The sequence below is a fragment of the Spartinivicinus ruber genome (assembly GCF_011009015.1).
Lineage (GTDB): Bacteria > Pseudomonadota > Gammaproteobacteria > Pseudomonadales > Zooshikellaceae > Spartinivicinus > Spartinivicinus ruber.
Window position 1 is genome coordinate 4,392,925 of the sequence record NZ_CP048878.1, and the last position, 24,682, is coordinate 4,417,606.

Consider the following 24,682-nt stretch of genomic DNA (forward strand, 5'->3'; position numbering starts at 1 on the left):
TATTTATTAACTCTCTTCTTAGTAATTTAAAGGAATCATAGGCAACTTAAGTGGCAGCAAAAGCTATATCGATTAGACTAAATAGAAATTAAGTTATTTTAAATATCTACTAACAAAGAAAATTACATGATAAATACATGATGTTTATGTAACTTTAATTAATTAAAATTCTATTGATTTAATTATAGGTTAGAATTACTATTATGCTCTCGAATGAACAGCACTACGGTCATTTACAACTCATTCCTTAAGTATCCAAGCAGTTAGGAAATAGTTATGAAAGCTGGCATTTTATGCACTTTGTTTATAGCTACATTTATTAGCCACTCGACACTATCTGCAGACCCTTTAAGTAAAAAACAAATCCGTTAATATTTTTACAGGTGACTCATTAGAAGCAAAAGATAAGGGTAGCAATATACTCTTTGAATTCAACTCTCCTGATAATCGCTCTAAGATAGGCTCTAGTTTGCATCTCGAGCACAGCATCAATAATCGACTTGAAAATCAATTTGAACGAGCAGAGCAATCTAACCTGAATTTTAGTTTTACTATATTATTCGATTAAACTCCCTACTTCTAATCAATATTTGAATCAGACAAACCAAATATCTTCTGATAAAACAACACCATTCCCCGCTTATCCCATTGATACTTGAAGAGCCAATTAACAACAATAGTTATCATGGTTAGAATATTCTCCTCCTGCCCTTAGCTGTGAGACTAGCAACCACAGAGCCTGCACTAACAATAGAAGGAAGGGGTATTGGATATGATGTTTTCAGTTACCATGAGACTAACCATTATCATTGTCAAGTAACACCTTGAATTTTTGGACATTTTTCTGAGCCACCAAACTCAAGAGGATATATTAATTAACTGGTTTTAATTGTCCTTAGCATGGTTACCACATCAGAGCGATTAGCTAACGACAAACCAATCACAATAAAATCTCGCCATATCCAAACATAACCGCATTAACCCAGGTTGCCAACCCGAACCTAATAATGAAGGGTATTTAGCTTCTACTCAATTGGTTAATGCCTGGAGTAAGGGGAGTTGGTTTAGAGTTTTTGCTTAGCAACTAAGTGTTTTCTTCAATAATATTAACAGGCCCTAACTATGTTTGAAATTGACTATCTTTTATAATGAAAGTACTAAAATAGTAAGTTATAAATAAAATAAGTTGTAGTATTAGATGAATACGCTCATAAAGATAATCATTTCTTTAACTATTGCTATAAGTAGTACTTCTTATGGAAAACTGATTGTAAGACATGTTCCTCCAGACAGTATTCATGATAAGCGGCATACCTACTTTATCGATCTATTAAAAATAGCGCTCAAGAATACTCAAGGGTCAAATGAAGTCTTCAGCCTTGAAATGTCACAATCAATAATGAACCAAGAACGAGCAATTGCAAGCCTCCAGAAAAAACAATTCATCGATGTACTATGGACAATGACATCAGTTGAACGAGAAAAATTATTGTTACCAATTAGAATACCGCTACTGAAAGGCTTGTTAGGCCATCGTATATTTATAATAAGAAAAGCTGATAAGGAAAAATTCACTAAAATTAAAACACTTAAGGAATTAAAGCAGTTACGAGCCGGTCAAGGTCATGATTGGCCTGATACGAAAATACTTCAAGCAAATGGTTTTCCTGTAACTCCAAGCCCAAGTTATGAAGGACTATTTACTATGTTAGAGCACAACCGTTTCGATTATTTCCCTAGAGGTGTAACAGAAGTTTGGCAGGAACTTAAAGAACACTCAAACAAAGGTCTTATACTCGATATGACCCTAATGCTTTATTATCCAGCACCAATCTATTTTTTTGTAAATAAATCAAATAAAGAGCTTGCTCATCAGATCAGCAAAGGACTTTGGGTAGCCATTAAAAGTGGGGAGTTTGACAGGATATTCTATAATCATCCTTCACATATTAGTACTTTAAATTCAGCCAAAATGGAAAATAGAATAATTTTTACTCTACAAAACCCATTGCTTCCACCAGAAACACCTATTGATAATGAAGTACTTTGGCATAAAGTTGAAAGCCATCCTCCAAAAAGGTAGCTAATTAGATTAATTATAACGCTATCTGACCTATCAAGTCTTGGCTTTCTTGTTTCAACTCTTTCACTGCTTCGATTAAAATACTAACAATTCCAGCATAGTTAACCTGTTTGAGTGTTTTTCTGTACCATTTTCATCTGTGACTTTGACATTATGAAATAGGCCGAGAAACACTTTTTCAACATCCTGTGCAATTACACCAATATCTTTTCCTTGAGAAAGAGTTTCGATATTAGTCTCTTCAGGTTTTTCCACTTAAAAGCAACTCCTTTTAATTGAGATACTTTTTCAAGTGCATTACTCAAAGGTGAAGTGTTTTACTTGAGGTTTTGGCCACTCTAAACACCACGGGCGTACTCCCAAATACAAATCCCATGCTGATCATGTTTACATTAAGCTACTACAGAAAATAAAAACAGGGATAAGCAAGCAAATGCCCACTCACCATCTTGTTCATTTTAGTTAACTCGTACCAACTTGATTCGAGATATTGTTAAAACAAGTAATTGGAGCAGTATTATAACCAGTGGAGGTTTATTAATATAAATTTCCTCAGCGCCTCTCGTTGCTCTTCTGTAAGCACAGCATAGTTGACTTGTATTGGCTCATTATTCTCACGACCACTGTTTTCCAAAGTATTTTTATAGTCTATCTTGCTTATTGCTGTTTTAGCGCCTGGAGTACTGTGGCTATATGCATAAGAAACAGCTGAAATTGAGTATAATACTGCAATAATACCTATTTTTTTCATATTGATTCACCCGTGCTTTATTTATGCCTTATGTTACAACCAAGTATCACTTTAAAGAGAAGTCAAAGTATAGTAATTTTTTGTAACAAACTGTATCTAATAGCAGTTAATTAAAACCAGTGAAAAACCATTTTTTTGTTACTATTTCTACAACCAGATTAGTATAGTCAGTACTCTTTATTTATTGATTTATTCTTACCCACCTTTCAACATTGAAATTTAGGCATGATCTTTCCCCCATTTAGCGGACACTTGTCATTAGGAATTTAAGCGCATAGCTGCTCATATCCTGCTGGTGTTTTGTAACCAATAGATGAGCGCAATCTTTGCTGATTATAATAAATTTCAATGTACTCAAAAATTATCTATTTTTACCTGTTCACGATGACTAAAAGTATAATCGTAAACACACTCCACTTTTAGGCTATGGAAAAAGCTTTCTGCAACGGCATTATCGTAACAACAGCCTTTGCCACTCATACTACAGATAAGCTTGTTGTCTTTAAGCCGCTGCTGGTACTTTTTGACTACCTCTGTCAGTATGTACGATGCCCCCTTTCGGAAAGCCTCGACGCCACAAGGCCATCAGCAGTGCATCACAGACAAGCGCCTTATTAATCTGTTTCGACATCGACCAACCGATCACCTGGCGGCTAAACAAATCTATCACGATGGCTAAATACAGCCAGCCTTTTGTGGTCCATACATAAGTGATATCGCCCACCCATTTTTCATTGGGTCTACTGGCACTAAAATCTTGTTGCAAGCTATTTTTAGGGACCGGTAAATAATGCTTGCTATCTGTTGTAGCCTTGAACTTCCTCGCTTGTTTAGCTCGAAGCCCTAGTGCAACCATTCGCTTTGCAACCCGCTTGTGATTGATACGCTCTCCGTTGTCTTTTAGGGCTTGAGTAATACGAGGTGCCCCATAACGACCTTTATGGTGTTCAAATAACTCGATAATATCAGCATCCAGCTTCTCATTAAGCTTTATCCTTTGTGACGTAACTGAATGGCACCACTTATAATAGCCTGACCGAGAAACACGAAAAACCCTACACTGTAAGGCTATAGACCAGCTCTGTTTATTGGCTTTGATGAAGGCATACTTCACATCTGGTTTTTCGCGAAGTATGCTGCCGCCTTTTTTAGTAAGGCATTTTCAAATTTTAGCTTTTTATTCTCAGCCTCTAGATCCTTGATCTTCTGAGCCTCTGTTTGTTATTGATCTTTGCTCATTGTTTCCCTGGCAGCCTGTTGGTTGATCCACACGTAATACCAATCGTGGTAAATAATCTGTAAAATACCTGGTCACAGTATTTCACTTAATTTGACTAGGAATTTAATAATGGCAAGGATTGCTTCTATTCCAGATGAATTGTATGACTACGACTTTGATGCCTTACTGAACAGAGAACCACATCCAAGAACACGGCTTCGCTTATTAGCGATGGCTCATTTACAAGCAGGTTGGTCTCAAACTGAAATAGCACGAGCATTAAGGAAATCAAACAATACCATTCAGGACTGGCTCAACCGTTTTAGACGAGATGGCCTTGAAGGACTTTATGAACAACCCGGTAGAGGAAAAAAACCGTTTCTTTGTCCTTCACAATATAATGAATTTAAAGCAGCGGTTATTACCTTACAAAACCATCGTCAAGGCGGTAGAGTTCAGGGTAAAGACATACAACAGTTGCTGCTGGAACAATTTAATATAGACTACAGCTTAAGTAGTATTTATGAAGTATTGCATAAAGCAGGACTTTCTTGGATTACATCAAGATCTAAACATCCTAATCATCGCCCAGATAAACAGCAAGCATTTAAAAAAACTTTGAAAAAGAGGCCTTAAAAGTACTTCCCTCATGCGTTTCTCCAGATAAAGTTGATATTTGGTTTCAAGATGAAGCCAGAGTGGGTCAGCAAAATACCTGTACGCGTATTTGGGCAGAGAAAGGTACGCGTCCACGAGTGGTAAAGCAACAACAGTTTGAGTCAGCTTATCTCTTTGGCGCTGTGTGTCCTGCTAATACCAATCCTGTTTATTAGCTTGTTAAAACAGCCCAACATCTGGAGCACAAGCTTTTAATGTTATTTTTCTTATTCACAAATACATTCCATGCCTCACAACAAGACTCAACAATATCATTGAAATTTTTAAAACAACGATTTGCCAGTGAATCTTCTCTCAGTTTTTCCCATATCCGCTCTACCGGGTTAAGCTCTGGGGAAACGGGTGGTAAATTTAATAGCGTGATATTCGCAGGTATTTCTAGGCGATGAGTCGTATGCCATGCCGCTTGATCAACGATAACCAGTCCGTGTCTTCCCTTAGAAATGGCTTTTGAAATTTCTGTTAAGTGCAACCTCATTGCTTCTGTGTTAGCAATAGGTAATACAAGAGCCACTCCTCTATCTTTAGCAGGACACACAGCGCCAAAGAGATAAGCTGACTCAAACTGTTGTTGCTTTACCACTCGTGGACGCGTACCTTTCTCTGCCCAAATACGCGTACAGGTATTTTGCTGACCCACTCTGGCTTCATCTTGAAACCAAATATCAACTTTATCTGGAGAAACGCATGAGGGAAGTACTTTTAAGGCCTCTTTTTCAAAGTTTTTTTAAATGCTTGCTGTTTATCTGGGCTATGATTAGGATGTTTAGATCTTGATGTAATCCAAGAAAGTCCTGCTTTATGCAATACCTCATAAATACTACTTAAGCTGTAGTCTATATTAAATTGTTCCAGCAGCAACTGTTGTATGTCTTTACCCTGAACTCTACCGCCTTGACGATGGTTTTGTAAGGTAATAACCGCTGCTTTAAATTCATTATATTGTGAAGGACAAAGAAACGGTTTTTTTCCTCTACCGGGTTGTTCATAAAGTCCTTCAAGGCCATCTCGTCTAAAACGGTTGAGCCAGTCCTGAATGGTATTGTTTGATTTCCTTAATGCTCGTGCTATTTCAGTTTGAGACCAACCTGCTTGTAAATGAGCCATCGCTAATAAGCGAAGCCGTGTTCTTGGATGTGGCTCTCTGTTCAGTAAGGCATCAAAGTCGTAGTCATACAATTCATCTGGAATAGAAGCAATCCTTGCCATTATTAAATTCCTAGTCAAATTAAGTGAAATACTGTGACCAGGTATTTTACAGATTATTTACCACGATTGGTATAAAGATAGAGGAGTGACTCTTGTATTACCTATTGCTAACACAGAAGCAATGAGGTTGCACTTAACAGAAATTTCAAAAGCCATTTCTAAGGGAAGACACGGACTGGTTATCGTTGATCAAGCGGCATGGCATACGACTCATCGCCTAGAAATACCTGCGAATATCACGCTATTAAATTTACCACCCGTTTCCCCAGAGCTTAACCCGGTAGAGCGGATATGGGAAAAACTGAGAGAAGATTCACTGGCAAATCGTTGTTTTAAAAATTTCAATGATATTGTTGAGTCTTGTTGTGAGGCACGGAATGTTTTTGATCTTTGCTCATTGTTTCCCTGACAGCCTGTTGGTTGATCCACGCGTAAAGCAAGCTCACACCAACGGCTTGCCTGCCTCACTGACACCCACTGTTTCTGCGGCTTCTTTGGCACTGTAACCTTGGTAAATGACCAGGTTAGCTGAATCAATTTTAAATTCTGTTGAATAATTCGGCTTTTTCAATGTTTGTACCTCTATCAATGGTGGGATTATACCATACAGTTAGGTGTACAAATTTATTAAGCCACAACAAAGCCAACAGCCCAACACATAACCAACCCAATCCAGGTCGCCAACCTGAAACCCACAATGATGGATGCTTGTCTTCTTCTAAATTGGTTAATGCTTGGAGTAAATGCGGCTGGGTGAGTGTTTCTTGAAGTTTTTGTTTAGCAGCTAAGCGTTCTTCGTCTGAAGTGAATAAGCTATCAAGGCCACCCATAATTTCACTGGCTACGGTGTCAATTTTTGAAAATAGCATAATTAAATATGGTGGGGTTGCCATGTGAAGTAAAGTCTTCTTGGATTGTAGCGTACCTTTTGAATTTTTTATTCGAGAGAGACTTTTACAGTATTCTTTTTATATCACGAACTACATTCCACCATCTTTTAGCTTGAAAATTAGGGCAGTTTTTTTTCGGATTTAAGTTGCAATGTCCAACCACCTCAGCATTAGGGTATTTTATGTGCCAGTCGATAATCACTTTCTCTAAGCTATCAAACTGAGCATCAGTAAACTGATCTCGACCGACTAAACAAACACCTAGGCTATTGCTATTGTGACCTTTAACATGTGCACCGACCCAATATTCAGGCCGACCATTTTCGATAGTGCCATCACGCTTAATCACTTTATGGTAACCAATACCCGACCAGCCTCGTTCAAGGTGCCAGTGGTGAATGTCTTCGGCTGAAATATCTTTGTGATTAGGTGAGTCGCTGCAATGAATAACGAGCTTAGTAATTTTCATAATTAAACCAATTTATACCAGACAGTTTTCTTGATCTGTGTCATACCTATTATACCGATATAAAAAATAATATATAAGCCATATTATTGTTGTATCTAAGGTAATAGTAATGCTTTATAACTTTACCTAATTATCATCATACCTAAGCTATATTTAGTAGCTTACCTGGTAGTGGAGGTGTTCTCAGTGCTACAAATGCTAGCCTAGGAATAAATTCTACTAAGCTAAATCTTCGATTAAATCGATACTGAAATTCAGCAAGATAACGTTGTGCATATTTAGCGCGAATAGCATGATAAGTACTACGTAAAGCACTTTTTAAGTTTCCAAGGATGGTGTTAACCCAATAAAATTCAGGTTCCTCTACTGATGCACGACCACCACCGCATACAATTTTATCATGAAGACAACCTGCTTCTATGACACCATTAAAACAGGCCAGTCCATCGGAGATTACGGTACTGCCCTTGGCCAAATTCTGCCTACTCCAAGCCGTTATCTCTTCTTTATTAAACCCTTTTAAAATGCTCAGTTTAATTCGTGTCGGTTGACCTTGTTTTGTTGTTTCTACGGCTGCTACAAAAGGTATTTTCCCATCTGCTCCCCTACCTCTTTTGCAACCTGTACGCTCACCACCAAGATAGGCATCATCAATTTCAATAAAACCCGACAATTGCTTGGTGCCTTCTCTTTCTTGCATCACTTTCATGAGCTTATGTTTCATTCTCCAGGCAGCTTGATAGGAAATACCTAAATGGCGATGTAATTCTATGGCTGATATACCTTTTTTGTCTTGGGAGATCAAATACATCCCTTGGAACCAAGTCTTTAATGGTAATTTGGTTGATTCAAAGATAGTACCTGCAGTTACAGATGTTTGCTGGTGACATTTATAGCACTGCTGAAGCTTTCTAGTAGTGAGTTGACAGCATTTGTCGTATCCACAATTGGGGCACTGAAAACCTTCTGGCCATCGCAATTTGTATAAGGTATTAAAGCATTGTTCTTCTGTACCATATTGTTTGAGAAACTCGTTTAAACTCAGGCCTTTTTGAAATTGAACTTTGTTGATAGCCATTATTTATACCTTCTCAATTAAGTTTCCATGCTGTTCAAATATACAGCAGTTAATGGCTTAGGTATAGTGATAATTAGGTAACTTTATTAAACCATCAATATTATTAACTATTGTGATCTCATCAAATGTTTTTGCTGAATGGACTAATGTGTTATGTGTAAAGTCGGATGGTTCTGCAATGTACAATCTAAAAGATGAATCTGCAAATAACGTAACTATTGCTGGTCAATGGGGAAATGCTTTAAGTTCAAGAGCAGGCGGGGATATTAAAGTTTTTATGGTGTCATATGAGGATTATAAAGGTATTGTTAATCAATGTAATAACGGTTATTGGCCACAACCATATAATAGTAATGATAGACTTTATGTTTTTGAAGTAAATCTACCAAATGGAAATAAAGGTCTTGCTCCTGGTAAGTATACAGGTGGAATTATTCCACTTAAGTGCAGATATAGTCCTACGTCTTGTTTTTAGCTTATGATATACAGCTGAGCAGCTAGTCAGCTTAGCTGTATATCAAGAAGTACTATCCTCCTGCTCTTATACAGTCTCCCCAAATTTCAGCGGAACAAAAGGGGCGGCTTGTATCAAAATGCCCCGGTGCAATATATTGCTCACCGTTAGGCTTATTCACTTGGAATACCTTCCAAATACTAAGACTACTGTCTGCTGGTTGTGGCACATGTTCTGTTGTAAATTTATTTCTACATTGAATATAAGCCGACCTATAGCTAGCTTCAGAAACACCGAAATAACTGAATTCATAGTTGTTTGATAAGGTAGCTATTCCCTCCTGACCAGAGATTGTAACTTGGTTCCCATCATTATCTTTTAACCAGTCCCAATGACTTGCATCAGGTTTTGCACAGATTACATTTGTCCATTCAGCATGCGCACTACTAGTACTTACAACAGCTAAAGCTGTAACTAATATTTTTTTCATAATTCATTCTTTTGCGTTGATGGAAAAAGCGCGGATTATACGGTCAAAAAAATATAAATAAAGATGACAACAAAGAGACCAGCTATTACTTTTAGTCAGGCTAAGAATTGCTCTTAAAAAGAAACTACTAAACGTTAGTAATATAAGAAAGTTTATACGCTCCAAAACGAAAAAAGCCCCAAAAATTTGGGGCTTGAAGGATATTAATTGTTTGTTTTTACAACTGATCGGATTGAGTATAGTCAGTTGATTAAGTTTCGCTATGAAATATTCACTATATTATCAGAACAGTCTTTGTGTGTGCATTGATCTAACTCAATTGGATCCCATATTGAATGAGACTTGTCAAAATTTGCAAATTCAATTGACTCATATCCAGCTATATTACCTTTTGGTGGTCTTGGGCAACTGGGACCACCCTTAACGGCGAACTTAACACCCTTTTGTGGCTTACTAATATCATCATTACACTCCAGTCCTACTGGACACACTTCCTTAGACGCAAACTCTATAGGCTTAACTCTAAACGGGTCAAGCTCTGGACTTACATCGGCACTAGCTGCTGAAGCTATGGCTGTGATAAATACCATTTTCTTAAGCATGTTAATCCTTTCATAGTAGTATTCAAACGCTGCAGAATATACAACACTAAAAGTATAATAGGTGTAACTTTTGTTTATAGTAATGCTTTCGTGTGTAAAAGGTATTAGGCACTTTTGAGACGGTTGTGTTGCAAATAGGCACAGCCCTTGTCATCTGTTAGCCTAATTCTCTTTGATTGATGCAAAGCGAGTAGTTAATGATCAGCTTTAAAGGCCGCCATTTCCATCAAACCTTGATTTTGCAAGCGGTTCGCTGGTATGTCGCGTATCCGTTGAGCTACCGGCAGATCGAAGAAATCATGCAAGAGCGTGGCTATGATGTGGATCATACGACCGTTCAGCGTTGGGTCGTTCATTATTGTCCACAGCTAGAGAAGGCTTTCCAAAAAAAGAAGCGACGCCCCAAGGGGCGTTGGCGATTGGATGAAACCTACATCAAAATCAAAGGCCAATGGAAATACCTATACCGTGCGGTTGATAAAGCAGGTGATACCATTGATTTTTTATTAACCGCCAAGCGTGATACAAAAGCCGCCTTACGCTTTTTAACCAAAGCCATTCGGCGCAATACCCAACCCAGTTTAATTAATATGGATAAGAGTGGTGCTAATAAAGCAGCAGTAAGGGCTTATAATCAAGCGTCCGATCATAGCATTGAAATACGCCAGGTTAAATATCTCAATAATATGGCTGAGCAAGACCATCGTGGTGTTAAGCGCATTACCCGACCGATGATGGGGTTTTACAATTTTCATTCAGCGCAGAAAACCTTAGCCGGTATTGAATTGATGCATATGATTAAAAAAGGGCAAATGAAAAAACACTATCGTGGCAATTTATCACCGGCTGAACAATTTTATGCACTAGTAGGCTAAGTGCGCCCAAGGGAAAATAGTTTTTGAATTAATTAAATATTTGCAACACAACCCAATAAAGACAATTATGCCAATTAACGTGTCAAAACAAGTGGCTGAAAAATAAAGGAAAAATGGAGTTTTGACAATTATGACAATTACGCAGCAGGGTCTTAAAAAACAAACTAATAAATAGGGTTTAAGTACCCCCTTGTCATTATTGTCAAAATTGTCATTATTATATTTATTATTATTTTTTATATTATATATCAATAGTTTATAGATTCTTAGTTTTGACAAAGTAAAAGCAGATTAAAGACAAGGTTGTCAAAAGTACGTAAAACCCGAAATAACGAATGGAGAATAACAACAATGAAAAGCAAAGAACGAACGACCAACTTGATTGCCATGGCAAAACGCTTTGAGAGGCTCGCAGAGCAGCTAGAAGACAGTTTAGAACATGGCAGCAGAGAACTAGCCCTGGCAGTGAGAAAAACGGCTGAGGGGCTTAAAAGTGGCAAGTGTGGTATGTGTGGAGAGTAAATAACAATGCGTGACCTTGAAGGAAAAGAACAAGCCGATTTATTTCGTTGGTTACATGGCAACTACCCTGATGTGTATCGGCATGCCTTTCATGTGCCTAATGGTGGTCATCGGCATGTGGCGGTAGCAAACAAATTAAAACAGCAAGGCGTTAAAGCTGGGGTACCTGACATTTTTATTATGATGCCCCGTGGTGGTTACCATGGGTTGGTCATTGAGTTTAAAGCCAGTCCTCCTGCTAAAACACAAGTGTCAGCCAATCAAAAAGAATGGCTAAACCGGTTAGCTGATCAAGGTTACCTAGCCGTCTTGTGTCGTGGAATCGATACCGCTAAGCAGCAGATTCAAGATTACTTAACGCTACCCGAAAATAAAAAAATAGCGTAAGTGTTTAATGACCCGAAACGACGAAGAGTATATAAAAATGAGTGCAATGACCTTATTAACACCTAAGTCAGTAAAATATGAAGGTGTACCTGGTGGAATGCCAACGTTAACCCCTGAAGATGTCGCAGCGGCGCTTGGGATGGGAGATTTACCACGAGAGGCGTATTTATTGGGGTTGTTAAAGTATACCGATGATAAGACGGTTTTACATGAGCTTGATAATTTAGTTCAAGAGTTTGTCATTAAGAAAGGGATTGAGGAAGGTTGGCGGGAACCATGGCCAAATGAAAAAAAGCGCTCCCTTATGTTCTTTAAACAGTTTGCTCGATCAATGATAAATGAAGTGGTAGACGATAATCTTTGTAAAAGATGTAATGGCTCTGGAATTGACTGTCGTACATCCCATCATCGAAAGTGTAATTGTAATAACGGTAGAAGAGCACCATTGAAAAAAGAATTAGCAAAGTACTGCGGCATTAATGAAAAGTGTTGGCGTGAGCGGTGGCATACCCGTTATACTGAATCATTAAAGCAAATTCACACCTGGCGTGCTCAATTAATTTGGCATTTACATACATTTATTGAAAAAAAATAAAAAAGAGTGTTGACAGGGTACGCTAGGTTGTATATGTTAAACCCATGATGTGATTTTGCACCCTAATGAAAGCCCTGTCAGATGACGGGGCTTTTTTCGTTTCAGGCTAACAACTTTTATGCTCACTTAAGCACAAGCAATACGCCTAATCTGCAGTACCACCATTATTAACTGATCTACTCGATAAAGCCCAGTTACATAGCTGGGCTTATGCAGGCTTTATTTCTTTTTCTCTCTTAGTACATGCTTTTCTAATGCAATTAAAGGGATTGTTTCAGTTTTGTAGGTATAGCTATTTTCAACAGAGTCAAACCAAGCGCATACAGCTGATGGAATTGAAGGCTTTTGTTGTTGTGTTTCAAAGTCATCAACAATAACCATGACTGGTGACTTAGATGATCTTGCTTTGAGCATGACCACATCACCCATTTTTAAATTAGATTCCATAAGATAAATTCCCTTTGTTGTGTTTAACCTGATGATTATTCTTTCGAAAACTTTATAAGTCAATCTAGATAGGAAATATAAAATGGATACAATTGAATCAGGCTCTGTTGTTCAGCTTGCATCTGGTGGACCTAAAATGACCGTGCTGAGTGAGGGTAGCTATTTCTATGAGTGTTGTTGGTTTGATAAGGCTGATGTATTACATACAGGTAGCTTCAATTTAGAAACCTTAGTACTAGCTGATCACTGTGATGAGCCTAACTCTATTTAATAACTAACTTATGAAAATCACCAAACTTGTCGTCCACTGCTCAGATTCTTCCAACAACAAAGACATTTCAGCCCAAGATATTCACCGCTGGCATATTGAACGAGGCTGGTCGGGTATTGGCTACCATAAAGTAATTAAGCGTGATGGCACAGTTGAAAATGGCCGACCTGAGTATTGGGTCGGTGCACATGTTAAAGGTCACAATAGCAATAGCCTAGGTGTTTGTTTAGTAGGTCGAGATCAGTTTACTGATGCTCAGCTTGATAGCTTAGAGAAAGTGATTATCGACTGGCACATTAAAAACCCTGAAGCTGAGGTGATTGGGCATTGTGATTTAGATTCTGGTAAGACTTGTCCTAACTTTGATGTGACTAGTTAGCGGAGTGTAGTTAAAGATATAAGTGAATACAGTTAGTATTGAAGCAATAGCTAACTCTTTAATTTACTGTAATCAGTAATGTAGAAAGCTTTGTCAGCAGTATTAAAAAATAATACACGATAAAAAATTCACCAAAATAACCTATAAGTGTTACGAAATTTTACAAAAATCAAATATACTTTTAGTGTCATATAAAGAAATATACTTAGATAGGTTGCGACCGGTTAGTCGAACTGAATAGATTTTTAATATAGAAATTAAATCAAATATTTGTGGGTGCTTACAGTGCTAAGAATATTGCTTGTTACTTATTTGGTTTTACTACCAGTGATTGCGAATGCTGATCCATTTGATGAGATCCTTGCACATTGTAAAGACCTCCCATTAGAGAAAATATTCACATGCATAATGAGGTATGCAAGTGAATTAGCAAGACCACGATATAGTGATCAGAACCTTAAGAAAAATGTTACTCCTATTAACAGCTCTTTAAACAAAATAGCTCATCTTAATGGTGCTACATTTCAATGGAAAAAAGATGAAAGTATAGGTGTAATTGCTCAGGATGTAGAAAAAGTATTTCCTGAGTTAGTTCATAATATCAAAGTTACAGATAAGAATGGTGCTGAAGTCACACTTAAACAAGTTAACTATGCTGGACTAGTTGGTGTTTTAATCGAAGCAGTGAAAGAGTTGAAACAAGAGAATAAAAAGCTACGTGAACAGCTGGACCTTTAAAACCTATTACAATCTGAATCCACTCTAAATTAAGCCAAGGCTAAGCAGTCTTGGCTTTTTTATTCCCATGAAATTGATATCACTTGATAATATCGCTAACACCATTTTGTCTGGCTTGGATAGCTTATTCACTTCAGACGAAGAACGCTTAGCTGCTAAGCAAAAGCTTCAAGAAACGCTCAATCAACCGCATTTACTCCAAGCACTAACCAATTTAGAAGAAGCCAAGCATCCATCATTGTGGGTTTCGGGCTGGCGGCCTGGGTTAGGGTGGTTATGTGTTGGGTTGTTGGCTTACGCTTGGATACTACGTGATTTTATTGTGATTGGTTTGTCGCTAGCCAATCGCCCTGATGTGGTAGCCATGCTACCCACAATTGAAACCAGTGAATTAATGACACTTGTCTTTACCTTGTTAGGTCTTGGTGCTCAACGAACTGCCGAAAAATTAAAAGGTGTTGCTCGACAACGATAATGGTTAGCCCCATGGTAACTGAAAAAATCATATCCAATGCCCCTTATGTAGCCAGTGCTGCCACTGTGATTGCTGGTCTAACACTCAAAGACTGGGGTGTGATAATTGGTATTATTCTGACTACGATTACCGTTGTTGTTAACTGGATATATAAGCATCGGCAGGATAAGCGGGAGACAGTGTTATTTTATCAAAAAGTCAATAATTCAAGTGACTATAAAGAAGAGTAATAACTGTTTTAATAGGATAAGTATTAAATAATAAAACTAGAAGCCATGTTCAATGAATATTTTCTCATAAGTTCCGTCTTGTTGGATTTCTGTTAGACCTTCATTAAAATCTTGGATTATCTGACGGTGATCTTTTACATTAAATGATGAGAATAAATAAAGTCCATTTTTTGAAAGCAATGGTTTCAAAATAACAACATCTGATAGGCTATACTTATTCATTTTATTCACTTCATATCGAAAAACAGGTATTGATGTTACAATCATATCGATACGCTTTCCAAAAAGCTTTCGAATGGTTGTATGATGAAGCAGTGAATAGTCTTTATTTAAGTATGTTGCTGAATCAAATTCTGAAGAGTTTACCCAGCCCTTATTTACACCTATGACATATGGCTTAAGATCTTTAAGGGACTTATATGAAGATAAGTTAGTTTCTTTAAGTGCAACAAGACCAATATCGACTTCAAAAAATGGTTTACTATATAGGTAAGTTTTTGCTCTTTCCTTACTAAAATATCCTATAGCGATATCTTTTTTTCCTTTTGCGGTTAAATACATGCATCGTTTCCAAGGGTACCATTGAATTTTCGCACTATGCCCTTTACGCATGAAAGCGGTTTTTGCTATTTCAATCAGTACTCCTTGATTTTTCAATGTTGATGCAAAGAATGGTTCCCATTCGGACGTTACCATGCTAATTTCCCTAGCTGATAGGTTGCAAATAAAAAAAGTAGATAGAAGAACTATATATTGAGTATTTTGAATGATTTTTTTTGATTTCATATCAAGTTAAATTTACGGTAGTTTATAGTGGGCTCTCAATAACAAGTTATACTGTTTTTCATAAAAGACCATTACTCGTGAAAGTCTCATTTTAGTTACAATTAAACGTCAATTAATAATAAGCTTAGCAATTTTTTACTAATAGTACTGATTTACATAGTGCCGCTATAATAAGGAGTTCGAGTATGTAACAAATGTATGTTTAACCTTCCCTTTAGTTAGTAACTTATTTACTTCGCTACATAATTTTTTATTCCCAAAAAATATATAAAAGGGAGTTAATAAATGAATGATTTAATTCCATTTCAATTTGGTTCATCCGCCGTTCGCGTTATTAATAAAGATGGTGAGCCTTGGTTTGTAGCGACTGATGTAGCTAAAGTTCTTGGCTACTCTGAAGCGTATAAAATGACACGCAACTTAGATGACGATGAAAAGGGTCGCCAGATTGTGGGGACCCTTGGTGGAGACCAGGCATTACAGGTTATTAATGAATCCGGTCTCTACTCAGCTATTCTTAAAAGCCGTCGCCCTGAGGCAAAAACTTTCAAAAAATGGGTAACGAATGAAGTGCTGCCCAGTATTCGCAAAACAGGCAGTTATGGTGTCGCTCAAATTGATTGGTCTAATACGGGGCAAATAGCCGGTTTATTAGTTCAGTCATTAGAAAAAGTGCAAGAGCAAACGAAACAAATTGAAGTGCTAACCCCTAAAGCCGAGTTTCATGATCAAGTTACTCAATCGGATGATGCTATTACCATAGCCGAAGCGGCTAAGATTATGGGCACGGGACGTAATCGATTATTTAAGTTCTTACGTGATATTAAATGGGTCACCTATTTTAATGAGCCTTATCAACGATTAATTGAAAAAGGTTATCTTGACGTTAAATTAAGTGAGTTTGACCATCCTACCCAAGGGTTAAAACAAGCCGTCACAGCATTAATTACGGGTAAAGGACTGAAGGAATTAAAAGCATTATGGAGTCAACGGTTAGTCGCCTAAATTGGAATGGAATGTTGCCCACTTCGGTGGGCTTTTTTTATTAAGGAATTAATTATGCGGTGTGTATTATTAATGGTTTTATTTTCTTCTATTTTTAATTATTCGGTTGTGTTGCAAATAGGCACAGCCCTTGTCATCTGTTAGCCTAATTCTCTTTGATTGATGCAAAGCGAGTAGTTAATGATCAGCTTTAAAGGCCGCCATTTCCATCAAACCTTGATTTTGCAAGCGGTTCGCTGGTATGTCGCGTATCCGTTGAGCTACCGGCAGATCGAAGAAATCATGCAAGAGCGTGGCTATGATGTGGATCATACGACCGTTCAGCGTTGGGTCGTTCATTATTGTCCACAGCTAGAGAAGGCTTTCCAAAAAAAGAAGCGACGCCCCAAGGGGCGTTGGCGATTGGATGAAACCTACATCAAAATCAAAGGCCAATGGAAATACCTATACCGTGCGGTTGATAAAGCAGGTGATACCATTGATTTTTTATTAACCGCCAAGCGTGATACAAAAGCCGCCTTACGCTTTTTAACCAAAGCCATTCGGCGCAATACCCAACCCAGTTTAATTAATATGGATAAGAGTGGTGCTAATAAAGCAGCAGTAAGGGCTTATAATCAAGCGTCCGATCATAGCATTGAAATACGCCAGGTTAAATATCTCAATAATATGGCTGAGCAAGACCATCGTGGTGTTAAGCGCATTACCCGACCGATGATGGGGTTTTACAATTTTCATTCAGCGCAGAAAACCTTAGCCGGTATTGAATTGATGCATATGATTAAAAAAGGGCAAATGAAAAAACACTATCGTGGCAATTTATCACCGGCTGAACAATTTTATGCACTAGTAGGCTAAGTGCGCCCAAGGGAAAATAGTTTTTGAATTAATTAAATATTTGCAACACAACCCCCCGACTTGTATTGCTAGGTGGTGCCGAGAAGGTTATCTCCCCGCTAAGAAAATTGGTGGCTTATGGTTTATCGATGCTGAAGCCGAAGAAATTCTATCGGGTAATGACCTTGTTGATAGTATTTTAAGAAGTTAACAAAGCCATGGCGCCTAGAAAAAAAACCACAACCAAAAGCTTGGAACCAAACTTATATACTTATGGCCCTGGCAATAAATACTACCGGTATAAACACCCCGTGACGGGTAAATTTTTTGCCATGGGTACTGATCGCAGAAAGGCCCAAGCGGCAGCGAGAATGCTCAATGCTCGCTTAATGAAAGGGGCTGGACTGGTCGAGACAGTGATGGGGATGAATACGGCTACAGTCTCTCAAGCGATTGAGCGCTTTCAAGAAGAGTACCTCCCTACCCGGCATTTAAAACCCGGCAGCCTTGACAATATGGAGCAGCGATTGAGACGGTTAAATAGCGACCTCGGCAAAATGCCATTACGGCAATTAGATGTACCGACGGTTGCAGACTATCTTGATGAAAACTTTGAACGGGATTCTTATGTACAACACCGCTCTGTCCTTAATCAGGTGCTGAGATTTGCTGTAACAAAAGGGTTAATGAAAGAAAACCCCGTGCCCACGACGATCAATAAAAAACGGGTTAAGCAAAGAAAACGACTGACATTAGTGCAGTTTAAAACCATTTACCAACAGGCAAAACCCTGGTTAAAAATTGCATTAGAGTTAGCCTTGATCACCCTGCAACGTCGTGGTGATTTGGTTGAACTGCAATATAAGAATATTAAGGATGGGAAATTATTTTTAATTCAGCAAAAAACTGAAAAATGGGGAGACGCCGCTTATTTAGCCATTGAACTATCCCCTAAACTTCAAGCGTTAATTCATCTCACTAAACAGTCAGGACTAGATAGCCCTTTTATCATTCACCGTAAACCGCATCATAAAAGCAGCTGCCACATAAGAAACAAACATTGGACCTATGTAACAGGCGACACATTAAGTAGAGAGTTTTCCAAAGTACGTGACAGCCTGGACGAGTTTAAGGGTATGCCAGCCGCTAGCAAGCCCACATTCCACGAAATAAGAGCACTAGGGGGTTATCTATATGAGAAGCATGGATTCCCTAAAGACTACATCAGGGCCTTAATGGGGCATACAGAAGAGTATATGACCAACCATTATTTAGAAGGACACACAGAGCGATGGACTCATGTTTCAGCTGAGCTAAACATTGACTTATTAAAAGATAATAATCAAAACAACAATGAAACAAAAACGCCATCAGAGATTTAAAAACAGCTCACTGACAAATCCAATATACGACTTGCGGTGTATAAAAACAGGGTAAAATCATTCAAGAGTTTGCTTAATTCTTGCTTAATTTTGCTTAAACCAAAATGATTCTCAATTTCAGATGAGCTGTAAGTGATTGAATTTAAAGAAGAAAAATGGTCGGAGTGAGAGGATTCGAACCTCCGACCCCCACAACCCCATATATATCCTATGATCTAGTATAACCTATTGATTTTATTGAAAAAAGCACCCTATTGTCCTACACCCATTATAGCCATTATACCCCCTTATGAATCCTGGGCTACAAGGTGCATATTGCAGACATTCTGGGGTTTCGCGATAGGTAACACCTGTCGTGGTTAAAATTTAGGCTTTAAGTCTTTTGATCTATCGTCTAACAATCTATCCCCTACCCTTTCAATTGGTCTCTACTTTTCATTCTGAAGAAGCTCCACTTTCTATAAATTCAGGCCATTACCAGAACCAATATTTAGATTAATTATTTATATTTATAGATGTTTTTATAACCTTAATATATCGCTTTTACGTCAATAAGGTCCTTTTGCATCAGTTAGTGAACTAAATACACAACAGATCAATTTATCGTTTGGTTCTAAAAATATTTCCTGGAAGAATTTCCCCTAATTTTTCAGTATCATAGCTTTTTAAATAGCACCAGGTGTGAATACACCCTTTTTCAATCATTGATTAACAAGGGCTAAGAATGTCTGAAAATAAACCCTGGAATAATAACCAAATACAAAAGCTAATAGCTGAGTTAAACCAATCGTCGTTGACGACAGATGAGATTGGTCATGTGAGCATAGAAGAGTATAAGGAGTTAAAAAATAAATATTTAAAAGTAACTATGAAAGCTATAGAAATGGAGCAAGCTTTACGCACAATTAATAGAGCATCAAATATTGCTCTTTTGGATGAGTGTTAATATCGAAGAATAAGTTATCTGGTTAGCTATGGTGTTGAAGTACATAGCAAACCGAAAAATAAGCTGTAAGTAACCGTGTTTAGTCTTGCTTCTAGCCACATCATATAGTAGGCCAAATATTGGGTTAGCTTTCCTTTCTTATTCGTTTTTCGCGTTCTTTGTCAAGTTTGATTGGGTGGTATTTTCTACGTAGTTACCGAGCCATAATCACTCACACTTATGATTAATTACTTTCCCTATAACTGAAATTAATAAACGTGAATTAAATTTGATCTTTGCTTGTGTGTGAGTAAAAATTGCGCATTTTCATATTTGCAAAACATGGTTTTGATCGTTTTAGAAGTGGATGTGTGAATGAACATTAATGTAAAGTTGTCTTTCTTGTTGGGGGCTGGGTTAGCCTCAGTTATTTGTTGTAGTACTCAGGCTGAAGTTAGATGGTATGCTCCTTACACTTCACATGATCCATGGAAAACAGACAGTATATCAGGTGTCTATGTAGCCACTCCCTATGAGTCTTGCATAGAGCAGATGAATTCGTATCAACGTTCTGCAGAAGCTTTTAGGAAAGATGGCCGAGGATATAGTTTTTTAGCTGTTGAAAATACTTACTGGGCAGGGAAGGTAAATCCTAATTTTAAAAAGTGCTCTTATTTATTTACTTATCCAAATGGCTATAGCTATCAATGGCAGCTGAGTGCAGGTCTTCAAGGAAAAGGGTGTGAGTCTCCTTTGGTCTTTGACGAGAAAGTCAGTGGTTGTATTAATAAAAATGCACAACCTCAAAGCTGCGAGACGTTAAAAGGAAACCCTGTCAATATTGCTACTGGCAATAAAATCCAATGGTTCACTGATTTAAGCTTATCTGATTTATCGATTAAACGCCTTTATCTTCAAGCAGGCAAAACGGGTAGTTGGCGTTTTAGCTTTAGTCGTAAGTTAAGTGTTTATCTCAGTGCCGATAACCTCATTGCCCACATCACTCGTGACAACGGCCAGGAAGTTGTTATGTACCAAGAAGATGGTGTTTGGCAGGATGATGATGCTAGTGGCTATCAAGTTAAGGCATTGGAAAATGGCCAATACCAGCTGGTAACAGCTGCTAACTTAACCGAGACCTATGATAATCAAGGCCGCTTAATTAAAGTTGAGTCTCCCTCACAGCAGGCAATAGAATTGGCTTATGAGGATAAAAAGTTAGTTATTAGTCAAGGCAATTCATCGATTAACTATCACCTCAACGATAAGCAGCAAATTACCCGTATTGAAAGCGGTAGTTTAGTGCGAAACTATCAATACGATGAGCAAGGCAGATTAACCAGTACTGATTTTAATGGTAACTATAAGGAAACCTACCATTATGAGAATGATCAGTATCCTACCTTATTAACGGGTATTACCAACGCGAACAATCAACGTTATGCTACTTGGCAGTATGATGAAAAGGGTCGTGCCACAGTTAGTAAACACGCAGGGGATGTAGATAATGTTACGTTTAGCTATCCTGATGAAAACTCAACGATTGTTACTAATCCTCTCGGTAAGAAAACCACGTATCGTTTTGAGGAAATAAATGGTTTTCGTAAAGTAAAATCAGTGGAAGGTCATGCCTCTGCTAATTGCTTAGCCGCTAATAAAGACTACGAATATTTCGATAATGGTTTATTAAAATCCAAAACCGATTGGCAAGGTGTTAAAACTACTTATCAATATAATGATCGTGGTTTAGCAACTGAAAAAACAGAAGCGGCAGGTACACCACAAGCTCGAACAGTATCCACGGAATGGCACGAAACCTTTAGTTTACCGGTAAAGGTGACAGAACCAGGTAAAACCACCATTTACGAATATAGCGATAAAGGCCAGCTAACAAGTCAACGGCAGGAAAGCGCTAAATAGAATCAATTAATTTAAATTGCTAGGCGGCACTAGACCGCCTTGGCCAGGTTTTAAATTTATTTTGAGTAGTCATATTATGCAGTTTAAACAGACTTTATTAGCCGGGGCTTTATCGTTAGTTATTTCCCCGTTAGCGCTTTCAGCGATCACTACTAATACCAGCTATCAATATAATGACCAGAACAAGGTTAGCCAAATTGATGGTCCACGCACTGATGTGCAAGATATCACTCAATTTCGTTACAACAATGATGGGCAATTAACCGAAGTTGTTAATGCACTGGGGCATTCCACACAATTATCTAACCATAATGTCTTTGGTAATCCCCAACAAATTACTGATGCTAATGGCACGGTAACTAGCCTGTCTTATGATGAGGTGGGCCAATTAACCCAATCTACCATTAAAAGCACAGCGGGTGATATCACCACTCGTTTTGAATACGATGCCATTGGCCAAGTGACGGCGGTTTATTTACCGAATGGTAGCGAACTGCATTATGAATACGATGGAGCAAAACGCTTAACGGCTATTCAAAATGGTTTAGGCGAGCGCATCGAATATCAACACGATAATGCAGGGAATATTACCAAGCAGGTTGTTAAATCTTCAACCGGTGCAGTAGTGAGCCAATTTAGCCAGGCTTATGATGAAATGAGTAGACTGTTAAAGTCTGTTGGCGCTAATGGCCAAACCAGCCGGTTTGAATACGATAAAAACAGTAATACAACAGGTGCTACTAATCCTCGTAATTATAAAAGCGGTAATGCGTATGATGCGTTAAACCGGTTAGTCACTAGCACTGATGCATTAAACCAAAACACGCAATTTAAATACGATTCGCAAGATAATTTAACCCAAGTCACTGACCCGCGTGGTGTTACCACTACTTATCAATATGATGGCTTAGGCCGTTTAGTTAAAGAAATTAGCCCAAGCAGTGGTGAAACGGTTTATAGCCATGATGCCGCAGGCAACGTTACTCAAAAGGTAGATGGCCGTGGTGTTGTTACCAAATACAGCTATGACGCTTTAAACCGTCAAACCAGCCGGTCTTATCCGGCTAGTCCAGAGCTGAATGTTACTTATCTTTATGATGGCACCAACGATGGTAACAAAGGCATTGGTCGCTTAACGGGCATTCAGGACCAGTCAGGTTTAATTGCTTATCAATATGATGACCGGGGTAATGTCACCAAAACCATGCGCTCGGTTAGCTTCAATGGTAAGGATCAATTCTTTGGTGTGGCCAATGGCTACAACCTGGCTAACCAACTGACCCGTATTCAATACCCCTCTGGCTTAACCATCAGCTACCAACGTAATGGCAATGGTCAGGTTAACCAAGTGACAGGGCAATTTAAGGGAAGCGACCAGGTCATTAATTTAGCCAACAATATTGGCTATGTGCCATTTGGTCCTGTACAACAATTGACGTGGGGTAATGGTAAAACTTTAAACCGCCAATATGACCAGGACTTACAGTTAATTCAGCAAACCGTGCAAGGGATTCAAGAGCTGAATTACCAGTATGATCCAAACGGAAACATTACCGGCATTGATAACTTATTAGCTCAGCAAAACAACAGCTCATATGGTTATGATGCGTTAGACCGCTTAATCGAAGAGCAAGCTAACTACGGTCGTAAAACCTATGAGTATGACCCGGTCGGTAACCGCACCAAGCGTACAACCGAAAAAGCCGGTAAAACTAAAACGCAGAATCTGACTTATGCCGATGATAGCAACCGTTTAATTAAGCGTGGCCGCCAAACCATTAATTATGATGGAATGGGTAACAGTCTTGATAAAATGCGGTTAAAGCTGCAATACGATGGCCAAGGACGATTAAAGGCTGCTGTTAGAGGCTCAAGAGCCACGCACTATCGTTACAATGCTATCGGCGAGCGAATCGTTAAAGAGCTTGGCAGTCAAACCGTTGTTTACAACTACGACCAGAATGGACAGCTGCTAGAAGAAGCTTATTATAACGCTAGCAACAAGCTGTTCTATACCCGTAACTATGCGTGGTTAGGTACTCAGCCGATAGCCATGTTAGAACAATGGCTAAACGACAAAGGCCAAAGCACTAAGCAGCAAGTTGCGTATATCCACAGTGATCATCTTAACACTCCGAGGGTTGCTACCAATAAAGCAGGCCAGGCTGTTTGGCAATGGCAATCGGATGCGTTTGGGGTTGGCCGGGCCAATGAAGATGTTGATGGTGATGGCCAGAAGGTGGTTATTGCACTGCGTTTTCCTGGGCAGGTTTATGATGCTGAGTCAGGATTGCACTACAACTATTTTAGGGATTACGACCCTAACCTTGGACGCTATGTTCAGAGTGATCCGATTGGGTTAAATGGTGGGTTGAATACTTATGCTTATGTGCTGAATAATCCAGTCTCACTGATCGACCCTCTTGGATTGGCACCTGGTGATAAATTTAAATCTCAAGAAGCAGCTCAGCACGATAGAAATGTTTGGATGCTAGACATGTTCCTGCCGATCTTTTTGGGTCTTGGGGAGTTTCCAGAATATTATGTATCTGAACCTTATCAAACAGCGGATGGGTGCTGGACTTACGATTTTAATATTGACTGGAGAGACTGGCCAGAAATTTTAATTGGTGTAACACCAATTGGTAAACTAAAGCACGGAAAACATTTAAAGAAAGGCTTTGATGGAGGAACTCCTGCAACAGCACCTGTTGGCCGGAAGGGGTCTCCTCTACAAAATACGTCTTATCAACCAACTCGAAACGCCGACCAAGTGGTAAATGGTCGCCGTTATACAGGACATGCATTAGATCAGGCTCAAAATCGTGGGCTTACTCCATCAGTTATTGAAGATGCAATTCAAAATGGAAGTAAAAGTCCAGACCCTATACCAGGCAGAACAAGAAACTATAGTTCTGAAAATAATATAACTGTCATCACCGAAGGTAATGATGTAATTACCGTCATCCCAGGAAAAAGATAACA

The 24,682-nt window shown here is 38.5% G+C and carries 34 protein-coding genes and 2 pseudogenes; 21 read left to right on the plus strand and 15 right to left on the minus strand.

Features of this window, described 5'->3' with window-relative positions; all coding sequences use genetic code 11:
* Positions 1-1,198 precede the first annotated feature (1,198 nt).
* Entirely contained in the window at positions 1,199-2,083 is an 885-nt protein-coding gene (locus G4Y78_RS19755) for a substrate-binding periplasmic protein (protein WP_163834649.1), read from the plus strand.
* Positions 2,084-2,158: 75 nt separating this feature from the next.
* On the opposite strand, the gene G4Y78_RS19760 is transcribed toward G4Y78_RS19755, so the two are convergent.
* The 5 genes and pseudogenes from G4Y78_RS19760 to G4Y78_RS19780 all read right to left on the minus strand — a co-directional run.
* Positions 2,159-2,338 (minus strand): tail fiber domain-containing protein, encoded by a 180-nt coding sequence (locus tag G4Y78_RS19760; protein ID WP_163834650.1) that lies wholly within the window; start codon positions 2,336-2,338, stop codon positions 2,159-2,161.
* A gap of 262 nt (positions 2,339-2,600) precedes the next feature.
* Positions 2,601-2,834: a hypothetical protein gene (locus tag G4Y78_RS19765; protein ID WP_163834651.1), complete on the minus strand. Its 234-nt coding sequence runs from the start codon at positions 2,832-2,834 to the stop codon at positions 2,601-2,603.
* Between the two features lie 266 nt (positions 2,835-3,100).
* Positions 3,101-3,199 carry an IS3 family transposase gene (locus tag G4Y78_RS31760; RefSeq protein ID WP_163836546.1) on the minus strand — a complete coding sequence of 33 codons (99 nt, stop codon included), beginning with the start codon at positions 3,197-3,199 and terminating at the stop codon, positions 3,101-3,103.
* Positions 3,189-3,314, minus strand: a complete 126-nt coding sequence (locus tag G4Y78_RS31765) for an IS3 family transposase (protein WP_163834652.1) — start codon at positions 3,312-3,314, stop codon at positions 3,189-3,191. Before G4Y78_RS31765 ends, G4Y78_RS31760 begins: the two co-directional genes overlap by 11 nt.
* 22 nt (positions 3,315-3,336) lie before the next feature.
* Positions 3,337-3,975: pseudogene (locus G4Y78_RS19780) on the minus strand (IS3 family transposase); the annotation flags it as partial.
* Positions 3,976-4,182: 207 nt separating this feature from the next.
* On the opposite strand from G4Y78_RS19780, the gene G4Y78_RS19785 reads away from it, so the two are divergent.
* Together G4Y78_RS19785 and G4Y78_RS31415 are read left to right on the plus strand one after the other, a co-directional pair.
* Positions 4,183-4,689 (plus strand): IS630 family transposase, encoded by a 507-nt coding sequence (locus G4Y78_RS19785; RefSeq protein WP_163832145.1) that lies wholly within the window; start codon positions 4,183-4,185, stop codon positions 4,687-4,689.
* 62 nt (positions 4,690-4,751) lie between these two features.
* A complete protein-coding gene (locus tag G4Y78_RS31415; RefSeq protein ID WP_268934998.1) occupies positions 4,752-4,886 on the plus strand; it encodes a hypothetical protein in 135 nt (44 codons plus the stop codon).
* On the opposite strand, the pseudogene G4Y78_RS31420 reads toward G4Y78_RS31415, so the two are convergent.
* Both G4Y78_RS31420 and G4Y78_RS31425 read right to left on the minus strand, forming a co-directional pair.
* Positions 4,883-5,410, minus strand: a pseudogene (locus G4Y78_RS31420) (IS630 family transposase); the annotation flags it as partial. The gene G4Y78_RS31415 and the pseudogene G4Y78_RS31420 sit on opposite strands and share 4 nt — an antisense overlap.
* Positions 5,411-5,433: 23 nt before the next feature.
* A complete protein-coding gene (locus tag G4Y78_RS31425; protein ID WP_163831121.1) occupies positions 5,434-5,940 on the minus strand; it encodes an IS630 family transposase in 507 nt (168 codons plus the stop codon).
* A gap of 85 nt (positions 5,941-6,025) precedes the next feature.
* Here G4Y78_RS31425 and G4Y78_RS19800 point away from each other — a divergent pair, with 85 nt between their 5' ends.
* A complete protein-coding gene (locus tag G4Y78_RS19800; protein WP_163834654.1) occupies positions 6,026-6,349 on the plus strand; it encodes a transposase in 324 nt (107 codons plus the stop codon).
* A 33-nt stretch (positions 6,350-6,382) separates the two neighbouring features.
* On the opposite strand, the gene G4Y78_RS19805 is transcribed toward G4Y78_RS19800, so the two are convergent.
* The 4 genes from G4Y78_RS19805 to G4Y78_RS19820 all read right to left on the minus strand — a co-directional run bounded on the left by G4Y78_RS19805 (position 6,383) and on the right by G4Y78_RS19820 (position 8,377).
* On the minus strand, positions 6,383-6,511 hold the full coding sequence (locus tag G4Y78_RS19805; protein WP_163834655.1) for a transposase: 129 nt from the start codon (positions 6,509-6,511) through the stop codon (positions 6,383-6,385).
* Complete coding sequence (locus G4Y78_RS19810) at positions 6,480-6,833, minus strand: hypothetical protein (RefSeq protein ID WP_163834656.1); 354 nt, start codon at positions 6,831-6,833, stop codon at positions 6,480-6,482. The genes G4Y78_RS19805 and G4Y78_RS19810 overlap by 32 nt, the downstream gene beginning before the upstream one ends.
* Positions 6,834-6,894: 61 nt before the next feature.
* A complete protein-coding gene (locus G4Y78_RS19815) occupies positions 6,895-7,299 on the minus strand; it encodes an N-acetylmuramoyl-L-alanine amidase (RefSeq protein ID WP_163834657.1) in 405 nt (134 codons plus the stop codon).
* Between the two features lie 142 nt (positions 7,300-7,441).
* A complete protein-coding gene (locus G4Y78_RS19820) occupies positions 7,442-8,377 on the minus strand; it encodes an IS1595 family transposase (RefSeq protein ID WP_163830705.1) in 936 nt (311 codons plus the stop codon).
* 178 nt (positions 8,378-8,555) lie between these two features.
* Here G4Y78_RS19820 and G4Y78_RS19825 point away from each other — a divergent pair, with 178 nt between their 5' ends.
* Positions 8,556-8,852, plus strand: coding sequence for a hypothetical protein (locus G4Y78_RS19825; protein ID WP_163834658.1), 297 nt, complete (start codon positions 8,556-8,558; stop codon positions 8,850-8,852).
* A 52-nt stretch (positions 8,853-8,904) separates the two neighbouring features.
* On the opposite strand, the gene G4Y78_RS19830 is transcribed toward G4Y78_RS19825, so the two are convergent.
* Together G4Y78_RS19830 and G4Y78_RS19835 are read right to left on the minus strand one after the other, a co-directional pair.
* Positions 8,905-9,321, minus strand: coding sequence for a hypothetical protein (locus G4Y78_RS19830; RefSeq protein WP_163834659.1), 417 nt, complete (start codon positions 9,319-9,321; stop codon positions 8,905-8,907).
* A gap of 260 nt (positions 9,322-9,581) precedes the next feature.
* Positions 9,582-9,923 (minus strand): hypothetical protein, encoded by a 342-nt coding sequence (locus G4Y78_RS19835; protein ID WP_163834660.1) that lies wholly within the window; start codon positions 9,921-9,923, stop codon positions 9,582-9,584.
* A 197-nt stretch (positions 9,924-10,120) separates the two neighbouring features.
* On the opposite strand from G4Y78_RS19835, the gene G4Y78_RS19840 reads away from it, so the two are divergent.
* From G4Y78_RS19840 to G4Y78_RS19855, 4 genes are all read left to right on the plus strand, one after another.
* Positions 10,121-10,798, plus strand: coding sequence for an IS6 family transposase (locus G4Y78_RS19840; protein WP_163834661.1), 678 nt, complete (start codon positions 10,121-10,123; stop codon positions 10,796-10,798).
* A 351-nt stretch (positions 10,799-11,149) separates the two neighbouring features.
* Complete coding sequence (locus tag G4Y78_RS19845) at positions 11,150-11,320, plus strand: hypothetical protein (protein ID WP_163832199.1); 171 nt, start codon at positions 11,150-11,152, stop codon at positions 11,318-11,320.
* 6 nt (positions 11,321-11,326) lie between these two features.
* Complete coding sequence (locus G4Y78_RS19850; protein WP_163834662.1) at positions 11,327-11,707, plus strand: VRR-NUC domain-containing protein; 381 nt, start codon at positions 11,327-11,329, stop codon at positions 11,705-11,707.
* Positions 11,708-11,714: 7 nt separating this feature from the next.
* A complete protein-coding gene (locus G4Y78_RS19855; protein ID WP_163834663.1) occupies positions 11,715-12,302 on the plus strand; it encodes a hypothetical protein in 588 nt (195 codons plus the stop codon).
* Positions 12,303-12,521: 219 nt separating this feature from the next.
* Here the strand turns inward: G4Y78_RS19855 and G4Y78_RS19860 are convergent, their stop codons facing one another.
* Complete coding sequence (locus G4Y78_RS19860; protein WP_163834664.1) at positions 12,522-12,749, minus strand: hypothetical protein; 228 nt, start codon at positions 12,747-12,749, stop codon at positions 12,522-12,524.
* Positions 12,750-12,831: 82 nt separating this feature from the next.
* Here G4Y78_RS19860 and G4Y78_RS19865 point away from each other — a divergent pair, with 82 nt between their 5' ends.
* The 5 genes from G4Y78_RS19865 (at position 12,832) to G4Y78_RS19885 (ending at position 14,842) form a co-directional block, all read left to right on the plus strand.
* Entirely contained in the window at positions 12,832-13,020 is a 189-nt protein-coding gene (locus tag G4Y78_RS19865) for a DUF2158 domain-containing protein (protein WP_163834665.1), read from the plus strand.
* 10 nt (positions 13,021-13,030) lie between these two features.
* Complete coding sequence (locus G4Y78_RS19870) at positions 13,031-13,399, plus strand: N-acetylmuramoyl-L-alanine amidase (protein WP_163834666.1); 369 nt, start codon at positions 13,031-13,033, stop codon at positions 13,397-13,399.
* Between the two features lie 285 nt (positions 13,400-13,684).
* Positions 13,685-14,137: a tail fiber domain-containing protein gene (locus G4Y78_RS19875; protein ID WP_163834667.1), complete on the plus strand. Its 453-nt coding sequence runs from the start codon at positions 13,685-13,687 to the stop codon at positions 14,135-14,137.
* 67 nt (positions 14,138-14,204) lie between these two features.
* Entirely contained in the window at positions 14,205-14,612 is a 408-nt protein-coding gene (locus G4Y78_RS19880; protein WP_163834668.1) for a 3TM-type holin, read from the plus strand.
* 11 nt (positions 14,613-14,623) lie between these two features.
* Positions 14,624-14,842 carry an HP1 family phage holin gene (locus tag G4Y78_RS19885; protein ID WP_163834669.1) on the plus strand — a complete coding sequence of 73 codons (219 nt, stop codon included), beginning with the start codon at positions 14,624-14,626 and terminating at the stop codon, positions 14,840-14,842.
* Positions 14,843-14,878: 36 nt separating this feature from the next.
* Here the strand turns inward: G4Y78_RS19885 and G4Y78_RS19890 are convergent, their stop codons facing one another.
* Positions 14,879-15,538: a substrate-binding periplasmic protein gene (locus G4Y78_RS19890; RefSeq protein ID WP_163834670.1), complete on the minus strand. Its 660-nt coding sequence runs from the start codon at positions 15,536-15,538 to the stop codon at positions 14,879-14,881.
* 375 nt (positions 15,539-15,913) lie between these two features.
* On the opposite strand from G4Y78_RS19890, the gene G4Y78_RS19895 reads away from it, so the two are divergent.
* The 7 genes from G4Y78_RS19895 to G4Y78_RS19920 all read left to right on the plus strand — a co-directional run bounded on the left by G4Y78_RS19895 (position 15,914) and on the right by G4Y78_RS19920 (position 24,680).
* Positions 15,914-16,633 carry a BRO family protein gene (locus tag G4Y78_RS19895; RefSeq protein WP_163834671.1) on the plus strand — a complete coding sequence of 240 codons (720 nt, stop codon included), beginning with the start codon at positions 15,914-15,916 and terminating at the stop codon, positions 16,631-16,633.
* Positions 16,634-16,813: 180 nt separating this feature from the next.
* On the plus strand, positions 16,814-17,491 hold the full coding sequence (locus G4Y78_RS19900) for an IS6 family transposase (RefSeq protein ID WP_163834661.1): 678 nt from the start codon (positions 16,814-16,816) through the stop codon (positions 17,489-17,491).
* A gap of 40 nt (positions 17,492-17,531) precedes the next feature.
* Positions 17,532-17,681, plus strand: a complete 150-nt coding sequence (locus G4Y78_RS30835; protein WP_230425625.1) for a helix-turn-helix domain-containing protein — start codon at positions 17,532-17,534, stop codon at positions 17,679-17,681.
* 7 nt (positions 17,682-17,688) lie between these two features.
* On the plus strand, positions 17,689-18,852 hold the full coding sequence (locus G4Y78_RS19905; protein WP_163834672.1) for a phage integrase Arm DNA-binding domain-containing protein: 1,164 nt from the start codon (positions 17,689-17,691) through the stop codon (positions 18,850-18,852).
* Between the two features lie 724 nt (positions 18,853-19,576).
* A complete protein-coding gene (locus G4Y78_RS19910) occupies positions 19,577-19,798 on the plus strand; it encodes a hypothetical protein (RefSeq protein ID WP_163834673.1) in 222 nt (73 codons plus the stop codon).
* A gap of 354 nt (positions 19,799-20,152) precedes the next feature.
* Positions 20,153-21,697 carry a DUF6531 domain-containing protein gene (locus G4Y78_RS19915; protein ID WP_163834674.1) on the plus strand — a complete coding sequence of 515 codons (1,545 nt, stop codon included), beginning with the start codon at positions 20,153-20,155 and terminating at the stop codon, positions 21,695-21,697.
* A gap of 76 nt (positions 21,698-21,773) precedes the next feature.
* The gene (locus tag G4Y78_RS19920; RefSeq protein WP_163834675.1) at positions 21,774-24,680 is read left to right on the plus strand and encodes an RHS repeat-associated core domain-containing protein; all 2,907 of its coding nucleotides are present in this window, start codon (positions 21,774-21,776) and stop codon (positions 24,678-24,680) included.
* The last annotated feature ends 2 nt before the right edge of the window (positions 24,681-24,682 follow it).